Origin of the sequence: Paenibacillus sp. GM1FR, assembly GCF_002803315.1 — a bacterium.
Lineage (GTDB): Bacteria > Bacillota > Bacilli > Paenibacillales > Paenibacillaceae > Paenibacillus > Paenibacillus amylolyticus.
In genome coordinates, this window is record NZ_MKZL01000011.1 from 1,059,072 (window position 1) to 1,081,696 (window position 22,625).

At 47.6% G+C, this 22,625-nt stretch carries 19 protein-coding genes; 15 read left to right on the forward strand and 4 right to left on the reverse strand.

Annotation, left to right across the window (positions count from 1 at the left end; all coding sequences use genetic code 11):
- Nucleotides 1–4: 4 nt before the first annotated feature.
- The 6 genes from PAEAM_RS31755 to PAEAM_RS10505 all read left to right on the forward strand — a co-directional run bounded on the left by PAEAM_RS31755 (nucleotide 5) and on the right by PAEAM_RS10505 (nucleotide 9,122).
- Nucleotides 5–1,285, forward strand: coding sequence for an XdhC family protein (locus tag PAEAM_RS31755; protein WP_165789873.1), 1,281 nt, complete (start codon nucleotides 5–7; stop codon nucleotides 1,283–1,285).
- Nucleotides 1,251–1,898, forward strand: a complete 648-nt coding sequence (locus PAEAM_RS10485) for a nucleotidyltransferase family protein (RefSeq protein ID WP_100527446.1) — start codon at nucleotides 1,251–1,253, stop codon at nucleotides 1,896–1,898. Before PAEAM_RS31755 ends, PAEAM_RS10485 begins: the two co-directional genes overlap by 35 nt.
- A gap of 290 nt (nucleotides 1,899–2,188) precedes the next feature.
- The gene (locus tag PAEAM_RS10490; protein ID WP_100527447.1) at nucleotides 2,189–3,103 is read left to right on the forward strand and encodes an FAD binding domain-containing protein; all 915 of its coding nucleotides are present in this window, start codon (nucleotides 2,189–2,191) and stop codon (nucleotides 3,101–3,103) included.
- Nucleotides 3,104–3,136: 33 nt separating this feature from the next.
- Complete coding sequence (locus PAEAM_RS10495) at nucleotides 3,137–5,665, forward strand: molybdopterin cofactor-binding domain-containing protein (RefSeq protein WP_100527448.1); 2,529 nt, start codon at nucleotides 3,137–3,139, stop codon at nucleotides 5,663–5,665.
- Nucleotides 5,662–6,180 carry a (2Fe-2S)-binding protein gene (locus tag PAEAM_RS10500; RefSeq protein WP_100527449.1) on the forward strand — a complete coding sequence of 173 codons (519 nt, stop codon included), beginning with the start codon at nucleotides 5,662–5,664 and terminating at the stop codon, nucleotides 6,178–6,180. The genes PAEAM_RS10495 and PAEAM_RS10500 overlap by 4 nt, the downstream gene beginning before the upstream one ends.
- 362 nt (nucleotides 6,181–6,542) lie before the next feature.
- The gene (locus PAEAM_RS10505) at nucleotides 6,543–9,122 is read left to right on the forward strand and encodes a glycosyl hydrolase (protein WP_100527450.1); all 2,580 of its coding nucleotides are present in this window, start codon (nucleotides 6,543–6,545) and stop codon (nucleotides 9,120–9,122) included.
- Between the two features lie 82 nt (nucleotides 9,123–9,204).
- On the opposite strand, the gene PAEAM_RS10510 is transcribed toward PAEAM_RS10505, so the two are convergent.
- Nucleotides 9,205–9,618, reverse strand: coding sequence for a DUF6198 family protein (locus PAEAM_RS10510; RefSeq protein ID WP_100527661.1), 414 nt, complete (start codon nucleotides 9,616–9,618; stop codon nucleotides 9,205–9,207).
- A 124-nt stretch (nucleotides 9,619–9,742) separates the two neighbouring features.
- Here PAEAM_RS10510 and paiA point away from each other — a divergent pair, with 124 nt between their 5' ends.
- The 6 genes from paiA (at nucleotide 9,743) to PAEAM_RS10540 (ending at nucleotide 16,818) form a co-directional block, all read left to right on the forward strand.
- A complete protein-coding gene (gene paiA, locus PAEAM_RS10515; RefSeq protein WP_100527451.1) occupies nucleotides 9,743–10,261 on the forward strand; it encodes a spermidine/spermine N(1)-acetyltransferase in 519 nt (172 codons plus the stop codon).
- A 691-nt stretch (nucleotides 10,262–10,952) separates the two neighbouring features.
- Nucleotides 10,953–12,035 carry a class II fructose-bisphosphatase gene (gene glpX / locus PAEAM_RS10520; protein ID WP_036613775.1) on the forward strand — a complete coding sequence of 361 codons (1,083 nt, stop codon included), beginning with the start codon at nucleotides 10,953–10,955 and terminating at the stop codon, nucleotides 12,033–12,035.
- 507 nt (nucleotides 12,036–12,542) lie between these two features.
- On the forward strand, nucleotides 12,543–13,592 hold the full coding sequence (locus PAEAM_RS10525) for a LacI family DNA-binding transcriptional regulator (protein WP_100527452.1): 1,050 nt from the start codon (nucleotides 12,543–12,545) through the stop codon (nucleotides 13,590–13,592).
- A gap of 54 nt (nucleotides 13,593–13,646) precedes the next feature.
- A complete protein-coding gene (locus PAEAM_RS10530; protein WP_100527453.1) occupies nucleotides 13,647–14,819 on the forward strand; it encodes a Gfo/Idh/MocA family protein in 1,173 nt (390 codons plus the stop codon).
- A 70-nt stretch (nucleotides 14,820–14,889) separates the two neighbouring features.
- Nucleotides 14,890–15,615 carry a ThuA domain-containing protein gene (locus tag PAEAM_RS10535; RefSeq protein WP_100527454.1) on the forward strand — a complete coding sequence of 242 codons (726 nt, stop codon included), beginning with the start codon at nucleotides 14,890–14,892 and terminating at the stop codon, nucleotides 15,613–15,615.
- Between the two features lie 96 nt (nucleotides 15,616–15,711).
- Nucleotides 15,712–16,818 (forward strand): Gfo/Idh/MocA family protein, encoded by a 1,107-nt coding sequence (locus PAEAM_RS10540; protein ID WP_100527455.1) that lies wholly within the window; start codon nucleotides 15,712–15,714, stop codon nucleotides 16,816–16,818.
- Between the two features lie 168 nt (nucleotides 16,819–16,986).
- Here the strand turns inward: PAEAM_RS10540 and PAEAM_RS10545 are convergent, their stop codons facing one another.
- Entirely contained in the window at nucleotides 16,987–17,805 is an 819-nt protein-coding gene (locus PAEAM_RS10545; RefSeq protein WP_100527456.1) for an SPL family radical SAM protein, read from the reverse strand.
- On the reverse strand, nucleotides 17,802–18,386 hold the full coding sequence (locus PAEAM_RS10550; protein WP_207765565.1) for a bifunctional transcriptional activator/DNA repair enzyme AdaA: 585 nt from the start codon (nucleotides 18,384–18,386) through the stop codon (nucleotides 17,802–17,804). The genes PAEAM_RS10545 and PAEAM_RS10550 overlap by 4 nt, the downstream gene beginning before the upstream one ends.
- Before the next feature lie 190 nt (nucleotides 18,387–18,576).
- Here PAEAM_RS10550 and PAEAM_RS10555 point away from each other — a divergent pair, with 190 nt between their 5' ends.
- From PAEAM_RS10555 to PAEAM_RS10565, 3 genes are read left to right on the forward strand one after another with little or no spacing between them, the layout of a single operon-like run.
- Nucleotides 18,577–19,557, forward strand: coding sequence for a Gfo/Idh/MocA family protein (locus PAEAM_RS10555; RefSeq protein WP_100527457.1), 981 nt, complete (start codon nucleotides 18,577–18,579; stop codon nucleotides 19,555–19,557).
- Between the two features lie 30 nt (nucleotides 19,558–19,587).
- Nucleotides 19,588–20,379, forward strand: a complete 792-nt coding sequence (locus PAEAM_RS10560) for an SAM-dependent methyltransferase (RefSeq protein ID WP_481856109.1) — start codon at nucleotides 19,588–19,590, stop codon at nucleotides 20,377–20,379.
- Between the two features lie 12 nt (nucleotides 20,380–20,391).
- A complete protein-coding gene (locus tag PAEAM_RS10565) occupies nucleotides 20,392–21,285 on the forward strand; it encodes an NAD-dependent epimerase/dehydratase family protein (protein WP_100527458.1) in 894 nt (297 codons plus the stop codon).
- Between the two features lie 236 nt (nucleotides 21,286–21,521).
- Here the strand turns inward: PAEAM_RS10565 and PAEAM_RS10570 are convergent, their stop codons facing one another.
- On the reverse strand, nucleotides 21,522–22,538 hold the full coding sequence (locus tag PAEAM_RS10570) for a LacI family DNA-binding transcriptional regulator (protein ID WP_100527459.1): 1,017 nt from the start codon (nucleotides 22,536–22,538) through the stop codon (nucleotides 21,522–21,524).
- Between the last annotated feature and the right edge of the window lie 87 nt (nucleotides 22,539–22,625).

A 22,625-nucleotide genomic window follows, 5' to 3' on the forward strand; every position in this document is an offset into this window, starting at 1 on the left:
CGCTATGGAAATGCATGATCTGTGTGCAATTGCAGCCCGTGAAACGCGCTGCGTGCTCGCAACAGCGATTAAGGTAGAGGGTCATGCTTACCGTAAGCAGGGAGTCTCTATGCTGTTGACTGAGGATGGCAAAATGGTTGGCAGTATCAGTCCGGGATGTCTGGAGAGTGATCTTCAGGCCCGGGTGAGCCATGTGCTGGATACGAAGCAGATGGAATTCGCGGAATACGACATGCGTCCCGAGGATGATCTGTCCTGGGGTGAGACGATTGGCTGCGGCGGACTCGTTGTTGTGCTGCTTGAACCTGTGTGTGGTGAACTCCAACATACGTTACAGAAGATGCAAGAGTGTTTTCAATCCGGCGTTGCAACAGCGTTAACCCGAACGTTCCAAAATGATTACACAAGGGTTCAATATGGCTGGAGACGGATTGAACCAGCGGGTACCCGACACCAGCCAGTCTTGCGTCCTTCGCTCGTCCCTCCTCCTGATCGCGTGGCGAATTATAATCCAGCTTCATTGCAGGTTGATGTACAACACAGCAGTGGTAATATCAAGCATGAACATACGGCATCAAAACAATATTCTCCCGACATACCTCGCCTTACGCTTGTGCCTGAAGTGGTACCTGTTTTGTCAAACGAATCTCACTCTTCCCATCTATCCGGTGATTCACAACATATCTCTGAGTCTGATGCTGAAATAGCGACAAACAACACGGTTTCAACGAATCCCTGGGACCTCCCGCAGCAACTTACTTCGCTGTACACGCCTAAACCTCGCCTGATTATCATCGGAGCCGGGAATGATGTTATTCCTGTTGCCAGACTCGCCCAATCCGCAGGATTCCGAGTAGTCGTAGCCGATTGGCGAGAGTCCTTATGCACCTCGGAACGATTCCCTGAAGCTGAACTGGTAATGGGTTTCCCACGTGAGATTATGCCTTTGTTAAACGTAAACAACGGAGATTATTTGATTTTAATGAGTCACAATTTTCCCCGCGAACGTGAACTGTTGGAGATGGTAGTGGACTGTGAGTACGCGTATCTTGGCATCATGGGTTCCAAAACACGAACAGCCCGTCTGCTGGATGGCTTACCACCGTTGAAATATGTGCATTCTCCCGTTGGTTTGAGCATCGGAGCAGACGGTCCCGAACAGATCGCCATCAGCATTGCAGCGGAATTGATCGCATATAAACATAAGGTTTCTTCCTTGAGTTCTGAGGTGCAGAGGGGGAGCGTTGCACATGCGAATGACGGGCATAGTTCTGGCAGCTGGTAAGAGTCGTCGCCTTGGTCGGGATAAACTCTCGGTTGTCATGCCTGACGGAAGGTCACTGGCTGCATGGTCATTGGAAGCTGCGTTGAATTCGGAGCTAGATCAAGTGGTCTGTGTGGTCAAACCGGAAGATTCGCTGGCATGGCTACCTGTAAAATGGTTTGATTCTGCTACCTATGCCTACCATCCCACAGCGAGACTTCGAATTGTGGTCTGTGCTGACTATGCCTGCGGCATGGCCAATTCTCTTCATTCTGGCGTATTGTCGGCCATGGAGTACAAACCGGAGGGCATTCTCATGTTACTGGGTGATCAGCCTTTATTACAAGCACAGGATATTAATCGGGTAACCACAGCACTGGCTACCCACAAACTGTGTGACTATGTCGCAGCTACTGACGGTGAGGGAGGTAAGCCGCCCGTTGCTTTTCGCTCCCATATGTTCGGTCCTCTGTTGTCCTTGGATGGAGATGAGGGGGCACGCAAGATTATGCGCAGCGCTAACTATTCAGGTGTACATGTACCACTGTCTGAGACTAGTTTCTGGGATGCGGATACAGAACCGGAATTGGAACGCATTCTGAGTCATGTATATGAATCGCAGCAGACAGACTAAATAACAGGAGAAGATTATTAACTATGTATAATTTAATTACATGATCAGGTCAGCCAGGCAGTCTGGTTGGCCTGTTTGTCTTCTTTTCACGTATGGTGAAAGAGAGCCAATGTTAGCTTTCGATAGATCATGATGCATCAAGCACAAATAAAACGCAGGTTTTATACATTTATCCAAAACGATGTAAAGGTAATTGACGTTGCTGCTGAACTCTCATATGATTTGAAGAATTATCTGGATCAGACGGTTGAATTTCCTGCCCAAGGAAGAGAGAGAAAGGGGATGCAGCGATGGTAACACCGGCATACGGTTCTGGAGCCATGCCATCGGTATGGCAGCCTGAGAATCTGCAAGAACTGCAAACGTTGAGAAGTAGACTGAAAGGGATATGTTGTTTCACGGCAGGTGGAACATTGCTGCGAACCCAGTGGGAGGGCGGCTTGGTTCCAGCGCCTGAACACATGATTAGTCTGGGTTGTATTCCTGGAATGAGCGGTATATCTATTCGTGGAGATGAGATGGTCATTGGCGCAATGACCCGATTAAAGGAATGTGCTGCACAAGCGTTGCTGCATCATCTGCCGATCCTGCAAGAAGCGGTGAATGCAATTGCGGCCCCTTCCATTCGAAATGTGGCAACCATTGGCGGGAATATTGTGTGCGGAGTAGGGGATACGCTGCCTGCTTTGCTTGTATATGATGCGAAGCTGCACTGGTTGACGGATAGCGGAATCGAGACCCGCAGCATGTCTTCCTGGCTTCAGGGTGGACGGAATGGCAGCCGTAATCCAGGGGATGTATTAATCTCGATTCATATCCCGATGAGACCGTTCTCTCTGCTTGATGCGGACAGTGAGCAGAGACATGCAGCACGAGAAGTTTCCTTTTACCGCAAGTTGGGTCGACGGGAGACGTTCAGTGCTTCGCTGGTGACGGTTGCGTTATACGGTGAGATTGATTTGGATAACCGCTGGACCAAGATTGCGATTGCGGCTGGTGGAGGCTCAGGCATGGCGATGCGACTTCTGGATTCGGAACGACAGCTTCTTGGTAGCGAAGCTACTGTTATGCAAGCGGCGACTCTTGCAGCTGCCGTGGCTAGCGAATTTACGACTTATGGCGATGCATTTGCAACGGAACATTATCGCAAACAGACCGCAGGCAACATGCTTGGTGCCGGGTTATGGGAAGCACTTCACGAATAGAAGACTTCGATCAAGCAAAGGAGGAGAGGCATCATGCTGCTGAATCGGCAACAGAGCGGGAAACGCTGGCACCTGCGGCCAGATGGGGCACCCAAAGTTACAGGCCAGCTTCAATATCTGACGGATATGACGCTACCTGACATGATTCATGGCAGAGTATTGCGAAGCGAATATCCTTATGCTCGTCTATTGTCTATAGATACTTCGGAAGCTGAGGCGTTGGAAGGTGTCTATGCGGTGCTGACCTCCAAAGATGTGCCTGGTCTGAATCGTTTTGGCATAGCGACCCCGGATCAGCCTGTGTTCTGCGAGGATATTGTACGTTATGTTGGGGACGCCATTGCAGCGGTTGCTGCGGATTCCCCGGAACGTGCGTCACTTGCGCTGGATGCGATTCGCGTAGAGTATGAGGAACTCACTCCGCTGAATAGTACAGACGCTGCATTGGCTCCCGGCGCACCAGAGCTGCATGAGCATGGTCCAGGTAATGTGCTGCATCGGACGGAGATCAAACGTGGAGATGCCGAGCAAGCTTTTGCCACTTGTGATCATATCGTGACAGAGACGTATTATACGCCTCGCCAGATGCATGCGTACATGGAGACAGAAGGTGGCCTGTTTGTCCCGGATGAAGAGGGAAGGCTGAATGTATACGCTGCAACGCAACATGGTTATAAAGACCGGATGCAGCTTGCACGCATTATTGGTTGTCCTGAAGAAGATATCCGGGTGGTGTCTTCACCGATTGGTGGTTCATTTGGCGGAAAAGATGAACTAAACGTACAGCCCTATGGTGCACTACTGGCCTTGAGATGCGGACGTCCTGTGAAAATGCATAATTCTCGTAAAGAATCCGTGCGTGCAGGACTGAAACGTCACCCAATGAAGATTGAAATGCAGACCGGCATGAGTCGAGAAGGCATCATCCAAGCGCATCGTGTCCGTATAACAGCAGATACCGGAGCGTATGCCACACTTGGTGCACCCGTACTGAACTTCTGTACCGAGCATTGCCTTGGACCGTACGCTATTCCAAATGTGGATGTGGAAGGCGTATCTGTATATACGAATAACGGGCTGTCAGGTGAGTTTCGCGGATTTGGCGGGAATCAGGCGATTTTTGCCATGGAAGGCCAGATGGATCGGCTTGCAGAAATCATGGACATGGACCCTTGGGAGTTCCGCAGACGTAATATGAGGGAAAAGAATGATCCTGGACCGCTGAATCAACGCATTCTGGTTACGGATGGACTGTCCCAAGTATGGGAGGCATTGGATCGCTCCGAACTGTGGCAAAAACATCAGAGTCCCCCGGCAGATCCTACTCTACCGCCGTGGATCAAACGCGGAGTCGGAGCAGCCATCGCCATGCATGGTGCAGGGCTGGGTTACGGCATTCCGGACCCTGCCGGAGGCCGCCTGTCCCTGAATAACGAAGGCAAGATTGAGGTGGCATTCAGCTACGAGGAATTTGGTCAGGGGCTCATTGCAACTCTGGAAATTATGTTATGTGATCTATTCCAATGCAGTACATCGGATCTCAGTATCATCATTGGAGATACGGATCGAGTGCCACACAGCGGATCAAGTACAGCTTCACGTTCAACAACGATGGCCTGGATGGCTCTTCAACGTTTGCAGACTCCATTTCGTTCCCGTGTTCTCACTGTTGCGTCTGAAATGTGGGGCATTCCGGCAGATGAACTGGTGACAGGGCCTGGTGGTATATGGCGCAAAGGCCAGCTTCCTGCCGAAAGTTCAGAAGTAGAAACAGATGTGCAAAGAACAGGAAAGAGCGAGAAGAAAGTAGCATTGGCGCTGGAAGGCGTAAATCAAACGTCTGAAGAAGCAGGAAAACTAGAGAAGGCTGAAAGAACTAAAGTGGCTGATATCGTTGCTGGAGGGACTGAAAGTGATCAAACTGCTGAAAGTAGTTATTTAGGTGCATCTCAATACCTGGCGAAAGAGGGAGTTTCATCAGGCTTATTGATCTCGTATGCCGAACTCACGACGCAGGGCGAAGCCGATGAATGGATTTTCGATACAAAGTTCGATTATCCAACTACGCCGGACAATGTGGTAGGCGGGCATTATTTGTATACGTATGCGGCGGTTGCGGCAGAGGTGGAAGTAAATACTTTGACCGGAGAAACCAAGCTTCTTGATACGCGCCATGTTGTTGCGGCAGGTCCAGTTATCAACCCGATGGGTTATATCGGACAGATTGAAGGTGGCAGTGTCATGGCGCTTGGATTCACGTTAACGGAGGATGCGGTCATGCAGGACAGCCGTTATGTAACCACGAACCTCGACACGTATCTGATCCCAACCATTCAGGATATTCATACCAATCTGGAGGTTGAGGCTATTGAAGACTTACCCGAAGGTGATGCGTTTGGTCCTAGGGGGATCGGTGAGATAGGCTCCGTTGCGCTTGCGCCGGCCATAACAGCTGCAATTCACCAGGCGACAGGCGTATGGGTTAACCGTCTTCCTGTACCGAGGGAACAACTGGTCAGACCTTTAAATGTACCTTTGCAGGAAGGAGTGAGTCCATCATGAGTAAACCACTTGAGAATCACTGGACAGCCGTTGTGAATGGCGAACAGAAACATCTGGAGATCGCGCAAACGACCCGACTTGTCGATGTGCTTCGGACTCATTTGCAACTAACGGGTACCAAAATATCCTGCGAAGTTGGTCGCTGCGGCGCATGTATGGTTCTGATGGATGGAGAACCCGTGAATTCCTGTCTTGTCATGGCTTATCAATGTGAAGGCAGTGACATTATGACGATTGAAGGTCTGCACGGCGAGGAGAAAGGCACTCTGCATCCGATTCAACAGGCTTTTGTGGAGGAAGGTGGTTTTCAGTGCGGCTACTGTACTCCAGGCATGGTGATCTCAACCAAGGCATTACTGGATGCACATCCTGAGCCTTCTCAAGAACAGATTGAAACAGGATTATGTGGAAATCTGTGTCGTTGTACCGGCTACGGTGGCATTATTCGGGCGGTACGCAAGGCAGGGGAACGCTGTGTGGTAAAAGAAACGTCTGCCGAGGAAACCGTAAGTTGAGGCGGGACGCAGGACGCAGACATAAGCAAGGGCAATTGAAGAAACATACGTGAAAAAGCATCCGAATAGGAATGCTTTTTTTGTTGTTTATCAGTTTTTCTTTCAAGTGCACATCTAATGTGAGATGAAGTTTCATACGCTAAATTGATTAGATTATGAACCGTTTTCGTCAATTATCAACTCGGATGAGAGAAAGGAAATATAATGTTCAAAGTACTGGTACAAAAGAATTTCAAACATTCTCATTCACCATATATTTACAAATATTGGTGTGCATGCTATGTTTAAAATGAAAGCGCCATCATGAATGGGTTCATTGACATTTCATTATCATATTTCACTTGGGAAGGAAGATGGAATTGATGAAAAATTTGCTCAAAAAGGCAACCGCAATGATGCTGGCATTGGTCCTACTGCTTGGATTAATGACAGCGCCCGTTCATGCAGACACACCATTGTTCACCATCGAAAGCGAAGATGCTCAGCTCACCCCGGATCTTCAAGTGGTTACTTCAATCTATGGGCAACCCAAGCCCGGATTCTCAGGGGCCGGATTTGTCTGGATGCAGAACTCTGGCACATTAACCTTCACAGTAACTGTCCCGGAAACCGGCATGTACGCGATCTCCACACGATATATGCAGGAGCTCAGTGCAGATGGCAGGTCACAAAATTTAATCGTGAATGGTGTTACGAAAGGGGCGTTCATGCTACCTTACACGACAACATGGTCAGACTTCGATTTTGGCTTTCACAAGCTGAATCAGGGTGCCAACACGATTGAGCTGAAGGCTGGCTGGGGCTTCGCGTATTTTGATACTTTTACAGTGGATCATGCGGATCTGGATCCCCTGAATGTGCAGCCAGTTCTCACTGATCCTGAAGCTACACCGGAAACACAAATTTTGATGAATTATTTAACGGAGGTATACGGAAACAACATTATTTCTGGTCAGCAAGAGATCTATGGAGGAGGGAATGACGGAGATACAGAGCTTGAATTCGAATGGATTCATGATCTGACCGGAAAGTACCCGGCAATCCGTGGCTTTGATCTGATGAATTATAATCCGTTGTATGGTTGGGAGGACGGTACAACTGATCGCATGATTGATTGGGTGAATAACCGTGAAGGTATTGCAACAGCTTCCTGGCATATCAATGTACCTCGTAATTTCAATACGTATGAGCTTGGGGACTTTGTGGATTGGAAAGAGGCTACCTACAAGCCAACAGAAACGAATTTTAATACAGCAAATGCGGTAATTCCCGGTACGAAAGAGTATCAATACGTTATGATGACTATCGAGGATCTGGCAGAACAATTGCTGATTTTGCAAGATAACGATGTGCCAGTGCTTTTCCGTCCGTATCATGAAGCAGAAGGCAACGGCGGGCTGAACGGGGAAGGTGCATGGTTCTGGTGGGCTTCGGCAGGTGCAGAAGTGTACAAAGAGCTATGGGATCTGCTATATACCGAATTGACCGAGACGTATGGCTTGCATAATCTGATCTGGACTTACAACAGCTACGTATACAGCACTTCTCCAGCCTGGTATCCGGGCGATGATCAGGTAGATCTTGTCGGATATGATAAGTACAATACAATCTACAACCGTTATGACGGTTTGTCTGGCGTGCCCAATGAGGATGCAATTACCTCGATTTTCTATAAACTTGTTGAGTTGACGAACGGTACGAAAATGGTAGCCATGACGGAGAACGACACGATTCCAAGCGTGAAAAATCTGACAGAGGAGAAATCAGGATGGCTGTACTTCTGTCCTTGGTATGGCGAGCATCTGATGAGTTCTGCTTTTAATTATCCGGCAACATTGAAAACGCTTTATCAAAGTGATTATGTCATTACGTTGGATGAGCTGCCAAATCTAAAGGTTAACAATCCCAACCCCAGTGCATCCATCACACCTGGAAACGTTGAATTTGACAAATACACACCCAATCAAAGCGACAAAGCTGTAACCGTGAATGCAAACGGCAATACGCTGACTGTTATCCGGGCAGGCAACAATGCATTGACCGCAACGACAGACTATACCTTGAGCGGAAGCACATTGCTGTTGAAAAAAGCTTATCTGGCAACCCTGCCAGTTGGCGAGCATTCGATTGTTCTGGATTTTAATCAAGGTCAGGACCCTGTGTTAAAAGTCAAAATTGTGGATTCAACACCGGGTACAAATGCTGTAATTTCTCCTGTGAATGCAACATTTGATAAAGCGACGAATCCCGCGCAGCATGTTACCGTATCTCTCACCTTAAACGGCCGTCAGCTTACAAGCATCACAAAGGGAGATGTTACGCTTGTATCAGGTCAGAATTATACGGCATCCAGCTCTGCTGTAGTTCTGAATAAATCCTATCTCGCTACGCTGCCCTTGGGTCAGAATGTATTGACCTTTCAATTCAATGGAGGAAATAACGCTGTGTTAACGGTGAATGTGGTAGACAGCACGGTTACTGTGCCAGCAGGGGATTTGACGATTCAAGCTTTTAACGGCAATACAAGTGCATCGACCAACGGCGTATCACCCAAGTTCAAGTTGGTCAACTCAGGCAATTCGGCTATTCCGTTAAGTGATGTAAAACTCCGGTATTACTATACAATTGACGGGGAGGAAACTCAGAGTTTCTGGTCCGACTGGGCCAGTATGGGCAGTGCGAATGTAACGAGCCAATTTGTTAAACTGGCGACTCCAGTTGCCGGAGCGGATCATTATCTGGAAGTGGGCTTTACAAGTGCGGCGGGATCACTGAATGCGGGCCAGAGCGCAGAGATTCAAACACGCTTTTCCAAAAACAATTGGACGAATTACACACAGACTAATGATTACTCGTTCAAGGCATCCGGTAGTCAGTTCGCAAACCATGATAAGGTTACCGGGTATGTGAACGGTCAGCTGGTATGGGGAATTGAGCCGTAAAGGTAGGTAGCACGTTTAATGGGCTGGATCAGGGATTAAACCTCTGATCCAGCCTTTTTATGGTGTAGAAGGAGTACACCGATTAGACCGAATGTTCTTTTTCACTTTTAGTATGTGACGATGTATCCATGTCTGTTAATATGCGATCTATTATCCTTTTCGTATGGCCCATAATGAACTGAAGAAGTACACCTGCACAACATACGGTTATCAACGTTCCAAGCCCGATTGGCCCACTGAGCAGAAACGCCAGAATTAAAAATACAAGGTAAATGAATGTTCTCGATACAAATAAGGGCGTTTGAGTGATTTCATGCAAGATTAATGTTAAGCGGTCAATCGGAATGGGTGCAAAATTGGTCTGTAAAAGCCCTACATGATGTGACAGCCCTACCAGAAGTGCATCAAACGGTGAGGTGCCCAGTTCAGATTGGATGGTAAGGGAAATGCCAAGTGTTAAGATTAGAATACCTGCGACAAAAAGTACATATTTCAAATTCATTCAACCTCTTTTTTTGATGTTATGTTGCAAATACAACAAAATTGAGCTAAATTCAATGTAACCCTTTTTTAGTGCATTTGCAACAAACGATTAACTTGATAAAGGAACGTGAATATAGATGACGATTCGTATAGAGATATGTACCATTGAACATGTATGTGAACTGCAGGAGATTAGTTATGAGACGTTTAATGAAACGTTTAAAGCGCAAAATTCACCCGAAAATATGAAAGCTTATCTGGAAAAGGCATTTAATAGGGTGCAATTAGAAACTGAACTGTCTATTGCGGATTCACAATTTCTTTTTATTTATGTCAACCACAAAGTGGCAGGGTACATGAAGGTAAATATCAATGATGCTCAGTCTGAGAATATGGGTGTGGAATCTCTTGAGATCGAGCGTGTGTACATCAAGAAAGAGTTCCAAAAACATGGCTTGGGTAAGGTACTGCTTAATAAAGCCATAGAGATGGCAACAGAACAACACAAAACGAATATCTGGTTAGGCGTGTGGGAGAAAAATGAAAATGCCATCGCATTTTATGAAAAGATGGGGTTTGTACAGACAGGAGCTCATGCTTTTTACATGGGAGATGAGAAACAGATTGATTTTATAATGAAAAAAACGATACTGTAACGGGATCATCGAGGGAAAAGCTTGGGAGAAAAATGCTATTGAGCAGAATTCTTTCGGGCTTTTTTATGTTTTGCCAGAACCGTTGAATCATAAAATGAAGAAATTGACGAACTTTATTACATAATAAATATTATGTAAACTTATTATTTTCGATGACCTTCATAAGCTGCATCTATGGCTTTAGCAAAAGTTAAAGGCCTGATTAATACATAATTGGCAGTAATATTTTGCTCAATAATCGTGAAGGTAATAGGCTGATCTCAAGGATCATCAATACAATTTATTAGTTTATTCCTACGTTTGGACAGTCGGCCGAAAATCGTTTTCGTTCGTAGTTTGTTAGATAGCGTTACGTTCTTAATAATCAGTATATAAGTTGTATATACCTCATGTTAAAAGAACTTTTTGCGCATGAAACGGACGTGTTAATCCACCATGTTGAATTATTTAGTTTTAGAGCGGAAAATGGAAAATAAAATTAATATTTCAAGTAAGAAATCAGGAGGATTGGACTCTTAAAACCAGCCGAAAAAAGGAGCGAAATCGATCAATATATTAATTGGATAAATAAGGGGTTAATCGTTAAAAAGGTGCTACTACGCCGATTATAGATCAATTTCATATGGATTTGCGATGGATTTAGTACCGCTTTCACGTTATGCTTTTGGAAATTGGAAAGGAAGTGGGAAAAATGGAACGCGAACTGGCGTTGGAAATTGTCAGAGTAACAGAATTGGCTGCGTTAGCTTCAGCACCCTGGATGGGACGAGGTGACAAGAACAGTGCAGATGAAGCGGCTACTTTGGCCATGCGCGCCATGTTCGATTCCGTGTCCATTCGCGGCACGGTGGTAATCGGTGAAGGAGAAATGGATGAAGCACCCATGTTGTACATCGGCGAGGAAGTAGGCAACGCTGAGGGCCCTGAGGTTGACGTGGCTGTAGACCCGCTCGAAGGTACAGAAATCGTGGCCAAAGGACTAAACAACGCTCTATCGGTTATTGCAGTGGCGGGAAAAGGTAACCTGCTCCACGCACCGGACATGTATATGGAGAAACTGGCGGTAGGGCCTGCGCTTGTAGGCAAGGTCAGCATTGAAGACCCGGTTGAAGTCACACTGGAGAAAGCCGCTGCCGCATTGAACAAAAACATCTCGGACCTCACTGTGATGATTCTGGATCGTGTGCGACACGAGAGTACCATCAAGACGCTACGCAAGGTTGGCGTACGGATCAAGTTTCTCAGTGACGGTGATGTTGCGGGTGCGATGGCACCGGCCTTCCCGGAGGCGGGCATTGATCTGTATGTCGGATCTGGAGGAGCGCCAGAAGGTGTGCTGGCTGCCGCAGCGCTATCTTGCCTTGGGGGTGAGATCCAAGGTCGTCTGATGCCTGCCAACGCAGACGAATTCCAGCGTTGCTTGCAGATGGGGATCGATAATCCCTACAAAGTGTTAACGATGCAGGATATGATCGGCACGGAGGATGTCATTTTTGCCGCAACGGGTGTGACGCCAGGTGAGATCTTGGGAGGGGTACGATATCTTGCGGATGATCGTGCCGAGACGGATTCGATAGTTATGCGTGCCAAAACCAAAACAATTCGGTTTATTCGTTCCCAACACTTCCTGCCGAACAAAGAAGTGTTGCACAAAGTAAGACAGCTCCAATCCACGCCAGAACCCTCGGATCGCATTCCGAGTCATGCGAAAACGATGGAGCAAGCTGAGTTTAGTCAATCCTCCGTTGATCTTGGCGTTACAACGACGTTGTGAGCTGCACTCCCCATAATTGAACAAACAGGATCAACTGAAATCGTTGTATTTAAGGTTGATAAGTAACTTGAACCCCTAAGATTACAGAGCATGAAGTTAATGAAAGTACCATCTCTGGCAAGATAATAATGAGGGCTTGGATTAACCCAAACCCTCATTATTTTTTTGTGTTAAAAGCATTGACAACGGTTACATGGCATGAGAAAATGTACGCGCGTACATAAATATCGATTTTTAATTACTATTTGATTTATTGATGAGCTATATATGTTGAACTAATCATTTGCACGATAACGGAGAGGATAGAAAAAACCTGAAAAAGCGAAGCGTTCGCCTAAAAGCTTTCTGAAAGAAAGCTGCATCGGAAGCATACGCTATCCCCGGATTTTCCCCTTTATAAAAAGGAATCGAAAAATCTGGGGATAACAGCGATTGGAAGGTTGTTCTGTCATCGTAGTTCAGTGTAAATAATCTTTAGTTCAACTTATATAAAAGGGGGTGAAATTCATGGCATCTCGTAAAGAAGTGGCTGATCTTGCGGGTGTTTCCGAGGCGACGGTCTCCCGGGTGCTTAATGGGGTAGGCCCTATTAAAGAAGAGACACGCCGCAAGGTTCTTGAAGCTTCCGAACAGTTAGGCTATGTGCCCAGCGCTCTTGCTCGCAGTTTTGCCAGAAGTAAAAGCGGGAACCTTGGTGTGGTATTACCTTATGTTCCGAAGGCGCACCTGTTCTCGGCGTATTTTTTCTCGGAAATGCTGAGTGGGATTGGAAGCAAAGCCAGAGACAATAGCATGGACCTGTTGGTTATGTTCCGAACATCCGGTGAAGTGATGAATTATGCGGATCTGTTCCGGCGTCAGAAAGTGGACGCTTGCATTATCCTTGGTGCCAGAGATGATCATGAAGAACTGGCGGCCATGCAGCAACTTCATCAGGAAGGACACCCATTTTGTGTCATGAATCAGCATTTTGAGGGCCAATCGTTCACGGAAGTGGATGCGGATCATGTGGAAGGAAGCAGACTTGCCATACGTCATCTTACGGATCAGGGGTATCGCAAAATCGCTTTTCTCAATGGTCCAGACAGCTATTCCAACAGCCAGGAGCGAATGGAAGGTGTCCGTCGTGGCTTACAAGAAGCAGGTATGGAGCTGGACCCGAGTCTATTGCTTGAGGGGAATTATAGTAGAAGAAGTGGCATTGAGGCGGCAGCGACTGTAGCAGATCGCCTACATGAGATTGATGCTGTATTTGCGGCCAATGACCGGATGGCCATTGGTGTCATGCATGGTTTGCGTGAGCGGGGAATAGGGCCTGGGGATTTTCCGGCATTTGTGGGTTATGACGACTCCGATGCCGCCGAGATGGCGGTTCCGCCGCTGAGCAGCGTCAGGGTTCCATTTTTTGAGATGGGTGAACTTGCAGTATCGAAGCTTATGCATGGGTCTGTGGGTGACACACATAAAGCGAATAACTCTGTTGTAGCGGTAACCGAATCAGCGAGAGCGTTGTTGCCTACCGAACTGATCATCCGTGCTTCTTCTATCCGTCAATAGTTTATTGGTACACATATTGAAAGACTTTTTATTATTCCAAAGGAGGAAATGATCATGTCAAATCGTCTTCGTGTCGGAATGGTTGGATACAAGTTTATGGGGAAGGCCCACAGTAATGCCTATCGCAGTCTGCCGATGTTTTTCCCGTCTGCTCCGTTGCAACCTGAGATGTCTGTGATCTGTGGACGTAACGAGCAGGGAGTGCACCAGGCAGCGAATCAGTTCGGTTGGTCCGAAAGTGTAACGGATTGGCGTGAACTGGTAAAGCGGGATGATATCGATCTGATTGATATTAACGCACCAAGTGATGCCCATAAGGAAATTGCGTTGGAAGCAGCTCGTCAGGGCAAACATCTGTTTTGTGAGAAACCACTTGCCCTGTCGCTTGCGGATTCGCGCGAGATGCTTCAGGCAGCAGAGGATGCTGGAGTCGCACATATGGTCGGGTTCAACTACCGTTTCTCACCAGCGGTACAACTAGCGAAGGATCTGGTGGAGAGCGGACGACTGGGTAAAATCTATCATTTCCGTGCTTTTTTCTTGCAGGACTGGATCATGGACCCTTCGTTCCCGCTGGTATGGCGTTTGCAAAAAGAAGTGGCTGGCTCCGGTTCCCATGGGGATCTGGGCGCGCACTTAATCGATCTGGCTCGTTTCCTCGTTGGTGAATTCCAGGAAGTCATCGGCATGAGCGAAACATTTATCAAAGAACGACCACTTGCAGCCGAGATGACCGGTCTGAGTGCAAAGGGCAGCTCGAACGCGGATGCACCGAAAGGAGAAGTGACCGTCGACGACGCTACGTTGTTCCTGGCACGATTCGCAGGAGGGGCGCTGGGCAGCTTCGAAGCTACACGTTTTGCAGCGGGGCATCGCAGTACGAACTCGTTTGAGATTAACGGCAGTCTCGGCAGTGTACGATTTGATTTTGAACGGATGAATGAACTGGAAGTGTATTTTACAAAGGATGAAGAGGACGTACAGGGATTCCGCCGTGTACTGGCAACCGATCCGGCACACAAATATTCCGAAGCCTGGTGGCCTGCTGGACATACGATTGGATTCGAGCACACGTTCACCCATGAAATGCTGGAGCTGGTGACAGCAATCTCTGAAGGACGCCAACCATCACCGAGTTTCCACGATGGGGTCGCTTGTCAGGCTGTACTGGAAGCGGTAGAACGTTCGGTAACAGAACGGCGCTGGGTGACGCTTGAAGAGATGTGAGCAAGCAAAACAGTGACGTCAGAAATAAGGTTGAACACAACTAAACTAGGTGAAAGCGAGTGAATAAACGATGAGTAAAGCACTGATTGTATGGGGCGGCTGGGATGGACATGAACCGGAGCAGGTAGCAGCGATTTTTGAGCGTATTTTGAAGGAAGAGCAGTTTGAGGTTGAAGTCTCGAATACGTTGGAGTCTTATGCGGATGCAGAGAAGCTGATGGGTCTGGATCTGATCGTGCCGTTGTGGACAATGGGACAGATTGAGCAGGAACTCGTCAATAACGTATCAGCGGCTGTTCAGAGTGGTGTGGGCTTGGCTGGTCTTCATGGCGGGATGTGTGATGCTTTCCGAAATAATGTAGACTGGCAGTTTATGACGGGTGGACAATGGGTTGCTCATCCAGGTAACGATGGTGTGGAGTATATGGTGAACATGAAGCGTGGCTCTAGCCCGTTATTGGATCATATCGAAGATTTTCAGGTGAAAAGTGAACAGTACTACCTGCACGTAGACCCGGCAGTGGAAGTGCTGGCAACAACTCGTTTCCCAGTGGTGGCTGGTCCGCATGCGGCGAATGGTCCTGTAGATATGCCTGTTGTCTGGACGAAACGCTGGGGCGCAGGGCGGGTATTCTACAACTCCCTGGGACACCATGCAGACATTGTAGACATGAAACCCGTGACTGAAATGATGCGCAGTGGTTTCAAATGGACAGCAGCAGGCAAAGAGCTTGCCAAGAGTCGAGTAAGTTCAGCAACCGAAGTGTACACAGGTATGGCGGACAACCAGAACTAATGAGATTGTAGTTGGATTGCAAACGTAACTTCAGTGTTAACCATTCATCCTTAACGGATAAACCATTTCTGATCCACGGCGAAGGGAGCCCCAGGCATGAAAACAATGAAAGTAGGCATTATTGGCTGCGGTAAAATCAGCGGTATTTATATGGAAAACTGTCACCGATTCGAGGTGCTGGAACTTGTTGCTGTTGCGGATCTCGACCGGAAACGTGCCGAGGAGCAGGCAGCAGCCTATAACGTGCCTAACGTATACAGCGTCGACGAAATCTTGGCTGATCCCGAGATTGAGCTGATCATCAACCTGACGATTCCTTCCGTTCATGCGGATGTATGCTTGCGGGCGCTTGAATCTGGCAAACATGTGTATGTAGAAAAACCGCTCGCGGTTACCCGTGAAGAAGGGCAGGCCGTGCTCGAAACAGCAAAGCGTAAAGGATTGCTTGTGGGTTGTGCACCAGAAACGTTCTTTGGTTCAGGTATCCAGACTTCACTTCAATTGGTGGAAGAAGGGGTAATCGGCAAGCCGGTGGCGGCGACCGCATTTATGATGAGCCGTGGTCATGAGCACTGGCACCCAGATCCGGAGTTTTATTACGCGTCAGGCGGTGGGCCAATGTTTGACATGGGTCCGTACTATCTCACCGCATTGATCCAACTGATGGGACCGATCAAGTCGATCGCAGGTATGACAGGTAAAGCCATGGAAGAACGGACGATTACGAGTGAGAAAAAGAGGGGTCAGACGGTTCCCGTCGAAATTCCTACTCATGTTACCGGTCTGTTACAGTTTGAACAGGGAGCCATTGGCACACTGATTACGAGCTTTGACGTATTTGGCGGAAGTGCACTGCCACCGATTGAGATATATGGCACGCACGGTACATTGCAGGTACCTGATCCCAATACCTTCGGCGGTCCAGTTCGTTATCGCTTGCTGGGTGAACATGAATGGACGGAAGTTCCGCTTCTCCCAGGATATCAGGAAAATACACGCGGCATCGGTGTGGCAGATATGGCCTATGCAGCACATAGTGGACGTGCACACCGTGCGAGTGGGGAACTGGCATACCACGTACTTGAAGCCATGTGGGCATTCCACGATTCATCAGATGAGCAGACGTTCTACCAGATGAAAAGCTCGTGTCAGCGCCCGGCTGCATTGCCGGTGGATCTGCCATTGTATACATTGGATAAATAAGATAGCCATTATGACTTATATCATGATAAACAGCCCCTTTTCCTTCGAACAAGGAAAGGGGCTGTTTTTTATTAAATCAAAAAAATCTGGGAATAACAGCGATCGGAAGGTTGTTCGGTCATTGGAGTGTCCAGTGTAAATATTCTTTAGTCCAACTTATATAGCCATTTAGGGCTCAAATCCCGCCTGACTGATCCAGATCTCATCCTCGGCAAAATAGTCTTTCATTCGCTGAACTACAGTCTGATACGCATCTGGATGATACCAATGCTCCATCCCCACTTGCTGATAGAGCGACTCCATGCCGAGTCGCCGGGTTCGCTTGCCCTCGCTGCCATCGCCCATGAAATAATCGTCAATGCATACACGCTGAACCAGAGGTCTCAAGATGGCAGCAAACTGTTCACTGCTGGGTAATACGGGAGCAATCGCAACCTGCGTGGGTATTCCGGCATCCCGCAACTGTTCCAGTGCACGTAATCGGCCTGCAATTGGGGGAGCGGAAGGACTGAAATGCTTCCGCATATCGTCCAGATCTGTCTCCACCGTCATGCTGACCCGAACCCGGTCACCTAACTGCTGTAGCAGATCTATATCCCGGGTAACGAGTGGACTACGGGTCTGGACTAATACGAAATCTGGAGGATACTGTACCATCGTTTCAAGCAATGAACGCGTGATACACTCTTTGTATTCGGCGGGTTGATACGGATCGGTACTGGATGACATGAACAGAGTGACTTTGCCTTTCGTCAGAGCACGCTGCAACTCTTTGGCCAACACTCGGGAGGCCTCTTGTTTCACATCAACCCAGCTCCCCCAATCCTCTTTACGAAATAGGGAGACAGGCATCTGTCTGACATAACAATAAGAACAACCGAAGGCGCAGCCTGTGTAAGGATTCAGTGTATGTGTATAGCCATTAAGGAACCCTGTCCCCTTGTTGAGTAACGTTTTGGGTACTTTGTAAGTAAGATTTGTCTTCATAAGTTCTCATGCCTTTCGCGGTAGTGTGCAGGTGTGAGACCTGTGTGTTTGCGAAATACAGTAATGAAATAAGCTGAGTTAGGTATACCGACATGGCGGCCAATATCGGTGACGGTAAGTCCGGTATGTTCAAGCAACTTCCGGGCTTCGGTAATTCGTTTATCCTGAATATATTGAACCGGTGTGCGGCCTGTAATCCGCTTGAACACACGATGCAGATGATAAGGACTGCCATGACTTACAGTGGCAAGGACATCCAAGGTTAGAGGTTCGGCGTAATGATGTTCAATGTAATCCGTGATCCCGTATATCCACTCCTGATCAGGTACCCGCTCGCCTGTAGGTTTACAACGTTTGCAGGGTCTGAACTTTCGTGCCAATGCTTCTTCAACATTTTGAAATATCAGCACATTTTCAGCTTTGGGTGCTCTTGACTTACAGGAAGGTCGGCAAAAGATACCCGTTGTCTGCACACCGTAAAAGAACGTTCCATCATAAGAATTATCGTTGTGGATGATGGCGTGCCAGTATTTTTCATCTATAGATTCGGGCAGTATGCGATCTTGATCTCGACTTTCCACGGTGATCACCTCATCTCTAATTATACCCTTGATTCGAAGGGATTGACGAAGTTCTAACTTAAAAAGCAAGATATCAATATTTGGGGATATGGCCCCTTCCTTCAATCTGAACGAAATATGAGCTACAATATACAGTATGGAAGTGGTTTATATCTCAAATGAAATTTATAGATGAAAGAGGTAGGTAAGCATGGTTCGTTTTGGAGTAGTGGGTACCAACTGGATTACAGAAAGGCTTCTTGAAGCCGCAGCACAGGTTGAAGGATTCAAATTAACCGCCGTGTATTCAAGAACTGAAGATAAGGCTAATGCATTCGCAGATAAATATGATGTTGAACACCGATTCACCGATCTGGAAGAGTTGGCGGCAAGTGATGTGATTGATGCAGTCTACATCGCAACACCGAATACGGTTCATGCGGAGCAGGCTGAGCTTTTTCTGAGAAACGGTAAACATGTATTGTGCGAGAAACCTCTGGCTGCAAATAGCGCCGAAGTTCGGAGTATGATCGATACTGCACGAGAACACGAGGTTCTGCTCATGGAAGCGATGAAATCGACTCTTGTTCCCCAGTTCAAAATGGTGCAGAAGAGCCTGCATAAAATCGGTCCTGTCCGCAAATACGTAGCAGGATACTCTCAGTATTCTTCGCGTTACGACAAGTACAAAGAGGGGATTGTCCTGAACGCGTTCAAGCCTGAACTCGCTAATGGGGCGTTAATGGATCTCGGTGTGTATTGTCTCTATCCATTGATTACGTTGTTCGGTGAACCTAACCGGGTTCAATCCCAAGCGATGATGCTGGAATCTGGCGTGGATGGACAAGGTAGTGTGCTGCTGGACTATGATGGGATGGATGCGGTCGTTACATACTCCAAAATCTCCAACTCTCATCTACCAAGCGAAATCATGGGTGAGCTGGGAAGCATCATCATTGACAAGATTGGCTCACCGGAACATGCAGAGATACGTTACAATGACGGTACGGTGGAGCAGCTCACAGTCGAACAAAACCATCCGGCGATGTATTATGAAGTGGAGGAGTTCGTGAATCTGGTTGAGCAGGGCCAAAAGGAGTCTGACATGAACACGTATGAACGCTCTTATGTGACGATGCAGGTTATGGATCAGATTCGGAAGCAGATTGGGCTTGTGTTCCCTAACGATTGATTCAAGCGCAGGAAAGGAAGCTGAGACGAGATGAGCAGAGATGAGCAGAGCAACAGTAAAGAAGTGCAGAAGAACAGTAGAGAAGTGCAGAAGAACAGTAGAGAAGATCAGCAGTCCAATGATTCTGGAGGTTTGGAACTGAAACAGATCGTTTTCATAGGAAGAACCTTCGAAGAATATATGAAGATGTTCAACCTGACGGTGGACGAGATTAATGGCAAGTCTATTCTGGATTGTCCAGGTGGAGCGTGTTCGTTCAGTAGCCAGGCGCGCAAGTTGGGTGCTGATCCCGTGGCCGTGGATATTGCCTACGAACATGAGATCGACGAGCTTGAAGTAAAGGGATTTCAGGACATTGAGCATACGATGAAACAGATGGAACCTGTGCAAAGCATATATGTGTGGGATCAATTTGGATCAATCCAGGGGTTAAAGGAAGAGCGAACTCGTGCCATCACAGATTGCGTTGCAGATATGAGAATGTTTCCTGACCATTATGTGGCGTCTGTGCTCCCGGATCTACCCTTTGCAGATGAACAATTCGATCTGACGTTATCCGCCCATTTCCTGTTTACGTATGCGGATCGATTGGATGTTGATTTTCATGTTGCAACCGTAATGGAGCTGCTGCGTGTGACCAAACAAGAGGTTCGCATTTTTCCAACAGTGGATCTGTCTGGCGAACGTTACAAGCACATGGATGAGTTGAAATTAATACTCGAAGAGCGTGGGTGTACGGTATCCGAAGAACCAACTTCATATGAGTTTCAACGGAATGCTCATACCATGCTTCAAATTGTTAAACATAATCGAACAAGATAGGAGGTTTTTTGGATGAATAAAGTACTTATACTTGGGGGTACACGTTTTTTCGGTAAACGTCTGGTGGATCACTTGCTGTGGGAAGGAAAGTCTCAGATCACAGTCGCAACTCGTGGTAAAACGGATGTTGACTTCGGACCCGAAGTAAACCGAATCAAGATGGATCGTGAAGACCCGGGATCTCTGGCAGAGGTTGCACAGACAGACATGTGGGATGTTGTGTACGATAATATCTGTTATTCCCCAGATGCGGCGAAAGCGGCATGTGAAGCTTTTGCAGGACGCACCAAAAGATACGTTCTGACATCCACACTCTCGGTGTATGGTGATCCCAGACCTGGATTTAAGGAAACGGATTTTGACCCGTATACATATCCATTACAGTATGGAAGTGCAGATGATTTTTCGTATGGAGAAGGCAAACGGCTTGCGGAGGCTGTATTTTTCCAGGAAGCGGATTTCCCGGTTGTGGCGATGCGCATTCCCATTGTACTCGGGATTGATGATTATACGAGAAGACTTCATTTTCATATTGAACATGTGCAAAAAGGAAAACCGATCGGCATGCCAAATCCGGATGCGGAGATTGGATTTATCAATTCCACCGAAGCGGCAAGATTTCTCGCTTGGCTTGGACATTCGTCCATTACCGGTCCGGTGAATGCAGCTTCCAAGGGTGCGATTACACTGTCAGCCATGATACATCTGATCGAGACGGTCACGGGCATGCAGTCCCAGATCCTCACGGAAACGGTGAAAGAGGACATGTCACCCTTCGGAATTGAGCAATCATGGACGATGGAGACGACCAAAGCTGAACAAGCGGGGTATACGTTCGAACCTTTGATGGACTGGTTCCCGGGACTCGTTCGTGAGGTCGCTTTAGCATTACAGTCGGAGCGGTAGAATATCGGCATGGATGGAACTCAAATGAAACGACGAGCCTGAATGAAACAGACGAACCAAACGGCTTGAACGACGAATTATTTCAACGAATGAATGTAAAACAGGGTGCAGCCAGAGCGTAATCTCCGGTGCACCCTGTTTATGATGTACATTTTTCGAGTTTGAACGGGACCTAATCCAGATAAGTGGGACTAATCATTTACACGATAATATTTAGTCAACTCACGTGCTTAACTCTATTCTTGCTCACGTGGAGCAGTAGCCGAAGCCCGTATGCGCAGTTCTGACGGTAGAATGACGGTTTGGGCTTCGGAAGGGGCCTTGCCCTCAATTCGGTCAATCAGCATCTGTACGCCCTGAAACCCAAAGTCATATGCTGGCTGTGCAGCTACAGTTAGGAAAGGATCAAAAGCAGAAGCCAGATCCAGATCGTCGAAGCACACAACGGAAATGTCTTCTGGTACACGCAGTCCTCGTTTGCGCAAAAGCCGAATGACCCCAATCGCCAGCATGTTGTTGGCGGCAAAAATGGCTGTTGGTTGATCCGGTTGAGAGAGTAGTCGATCCAGTCCTTCTTCATCGCTGAAATCCCGGTACCCGGTTCGAAGCACAAGCTCGGGATCGATATCAGCTCCGTCCTCTCGTAAACCCGCTACATATCCTTCCTCCCGCAGTCTGGCGGTAGAAACCTCCGAAGAACCATTGACCAGTGCAATGCGCCGGTGCCCCAATTGCACCAGATATCGGATCAGCTCAATCGCGCCTTCCCGGCTATCTCCAGCAATGATATCTGACGTAATACCAGGTACGGTGCGGTCCAGAAAGACAAACGGAATGTGACGTTCCTGCAGCTGTTTCAGATGAGTGAGTGAACGATCTCCCGCCGGAGCATAAAGTACACCATCCACACGAGTAGACAGAATCGCATCCACGTAATCCTTTTCCTTATTGTAATCCTCGTCACTATTGCCGAATAAAAGACGGTACCCACGAAGATGGGCTGCATCTTCAGCACCACGGGCCAGTGTGGTATAAAAAGGGTTGGTAATATCCGTGATAAGAAGAGAGAGCATCTGAGTTCGTTGAAGCACAAGGCTGCGTGCATTGGAGTTCGGGATGTAACCCAGTTCGTCGATCACCTGTTGCACACGTTCACGTGTCGCGGAACTTATACGGCCTGTATGATTAATGACCTTGGAGACCGTCATGGCGGAGACGTTGGCTTTTTTGGCAATATCGTAAATGGTAATCATTAGAATCTAACCTTTCCGCAACATAGTCTTACCATTCTATAGGATAATGTCAATTGACAGCAAGATAGGCTCGTGCTATGTTAGGGT